Below are 2783 nucleotides of genomic sequence, written 5' to 3'. Positions count from 1 at the left end.
CAGCGTGAGTTGTTGGAGGAGGTGGGGGAGGAGCAGGCGGCGTTTTGGGCCCGTACGCTTTCCGGTCTGCCGCAGGAGCTGGCCCTTCCCGCCGACCGGCCGCGCCCGGACCACCCCACCCATGAGGGCGGCCTCCTGCACTTCGGCATTCCTGCCGATCTCCATCATCGGCTGGAATCCTTGGCCCGCGGGCAGGGGGTGACGACGTTCATGGCGCTGCAGGCGGCGTTGGGGGTGTTGTTGTCGCGGCTCGGTGCCGGTTCTGATGTGCCGTTGGGTACTGCCACGGCGGGGCGGTCGGATCAGGCTCTTGATGATCTGGTGGGTTTCTTCGTCAATACGTTGGTGCTGCGTACGGATACGTCGGGGAATCCGACGTTTGCCGAACTGCTTGAGCGGGTGCGTGAGGCGGACTTGGCGGCTTTTGCGCATGAGGATCTGCCGTTCGACCGGATCGTGGAAGAGCTCAACCCTGACCGCACCAGCGGCCGGCACCCGTTGTTCCAGACCATGATCGTCCTCCAGAACAACGCACTGGCCAGTCTGGACCTCGCCGACACCCGCATCATCGCGCAGCCGCTCGATGCTGCTCCCTCCAAGTTCGATCTGGGCTGGAGCTTCTCGGAGCAGCGGGACGCCCACGAGAACCCGGCAGGAATCTCCGGGATGCTCCAGTACGCCACCGATCTCTTCGATTCCGATACCGCTGAGGTGTTGCACCGTTTGTTTGTGCGGGTGGTGGATGCGGTGACTGCGGATCCGGATGTGGGTGTGGAGGGGGTGGAGGTTTTTGAGTCCGCGGCGCAGGAGCGGGCGTTGCTGCGGCGTAGTGAGGAGCGGCGCGGTGAGTTGCGGCGGAGTGAGCAGGCGCGTCTTGCTGTTGAGGGTGCGGTGGCCGATGGTGGTGTGGGGCGTGGGCCGCGGTCGGTGCAGGAGGAGTTGTTGTGTGGTCTGTTCGCCCAGGTGCTGGAGGTGCCGAGTGTCGGGGTGGATGACAATTTCTTCGCCCTGGGCGGCCATTCGCTCAAGGCGACGCGGTTGATCAGTCGGATCCGGTCGGTGCTGGGTGTGGAGTTGGGCGTGCGGGCGCTGTTCGGTGCGCCGACGGTCGCGGGCTTGGTGGAGCATCTGGACGCGGACGGGGTCGCGGCGCGTCCCGCGGTGACTGCCGGTGCGCGTCCTGAGGTGTTGCCGTTGTCGTTTGCGCAGCAGCGGTTGTGGTTCCTGGACCGTTTCGAGCAGAGCCCGACCTACAACGCGCCCTTCGCCTTCCGTATCGACGGCCCGGTGGATGAGGAGGCCCTGCAACGGGCGATCGAGGATGTCGTGGCCCGCCACGAGTCCCTGCGCACGGTCTTCCCCAATGTCGACGGCGAGCCCTTCCAGCGGATCCTGCCGCCCGAGCACGCGGCGGCCAAGGTCTCGGTGGTGCAGTGTTCCGACGATGACCTGCCCTCACTGATCCAGGAAGCTGCCTTCACTCCCTTTGCGTTGTCGTCCGAGCTGCCGCTGAGGGTGACGTTGTTCTCGATTGCCGACGATGAGCATGTGTTGTTGTTGACGTTGCATCACATTGCGAGTGATGGGTGGTCGGAGGCGCCGTTGTTGCGGGATGTGTCGGTTGCTTATGAGGCGCGGTTGGCGGGTGGTGTTCCGCAGTGGGGGGCGTTGCCGGTGCAGTATGCCGATTACGCCTTGTGGCAGCGTGAGTTGTTGGAGGAGGTGGGGGAGGAGCAGGCGGCGTTTTGGGCCCGTACGCTTTCCGGTCTGCCGCAGGAGCTGGCGCTTCCTGCCGACCGGCCGCGCCCGGCGCAGCCGACCCACGAGGGTGGTCTGGTGCGCTTCGAGCTGCCGGCCAAACTCCATGGCTGCCTGGCCTCCCTTGCCCGCGATCACGGCGCGACGGTCTTCATGGCCCTGCAGGCCGCGGTGGCGACGCTGCTGACCCGGCTCGGTGCCGGTTCTGATGTGCCGTTGGGTACTGCCACGGCGGGGCGGTCGGATCAGGCTCTTGATGATCTGGTGGGTTTCTTCGTCAATACGTTGGTGCTGCGTACGGATACGTCGGGGAATCCGACGTTTGCCGAACTGCTTGAGCGGGTGCGTGAGGCGGACTTGGCGGCTTTTGCGCATGAGGATCTGCCGTTCGACCGGATCGTGGAAGAGCTCAACCCTGACCGCACCAGCGGCCGGCACCCGTTGTTCCAGACCATGATCGTCCTCCAGAACAACGTCGAGGCGACCTTCCGCCTCGCCGACACCACCCTCACCCCCCACTCCCTCGACGCGCACCCCTCCAAGTTCGACCTCAGCTGGAGCTTCTCGGAGCAGCGCGACGCCGCCGAGAACCCGGCGGGGATATCAGCGGCCCTGGTGTTCGCCACCGATCTCTTCGATTCCGATACCGCTGAGGTGTTGCACCGTTTGTTTGTGCGGGTGGTGGATGCGGTGACTGCGGATCCGGATGTGGGTGTGGAGGGGGTGGAGGTTTTTGAGTCCGCGGCGCAGGAGCGGGCGTTGCTGCGGCGTAGTGAGGAGCGGCGCGGTGAGTTGCGGCGGAGGGAGCAGGCGCGTCTTGCTGTTGAGGGTGCGGTGGCCGATGGTGGTGTGGGGCGTGGGCCGCGGTCGGTGCAGGAGGAGTTGCTGTGTGGCTTGTTCGCGCAGGTGCTCGGTGTGCCGAGTGTGGGGCCGGACGACAACTTCTTCGCCCTGGGCGGCCATTCGCTCAAGGCGACGCGGTTGATCAGTCGGATCCGGTCGGTGCTGGGTGTGGAGTTGGGCGT

General features: G+C 65.9%; 1 protein-coding gene. It reads left to right on the top strand.

Annotated elements, in window-relative coordinates; all coding sequences use genetic code 11:
* On the top strand, window positions 1-2783 hold a 2783-nt coding region (locus DY245_RS08945), incomplete at both ends, for a condensation domain-containing protein (protein ID WP_128505343.1).

The sequence above is a fragment of the Streptomyces inhibens genome (genome assembly GCF_003389455.1).
In the GTDB taxonomy this organism is placed as follows: Bacteria; Actinomycetota; Actinomycetes; order Streptomycetales; family Streptomycetaceae; genus Streptomyces; species Streptomyces inhibens.
Note: the sequence above shows the minus strand (reverse complement) of the source record. Positions and strands in the feature narration are given on the sequence as shown.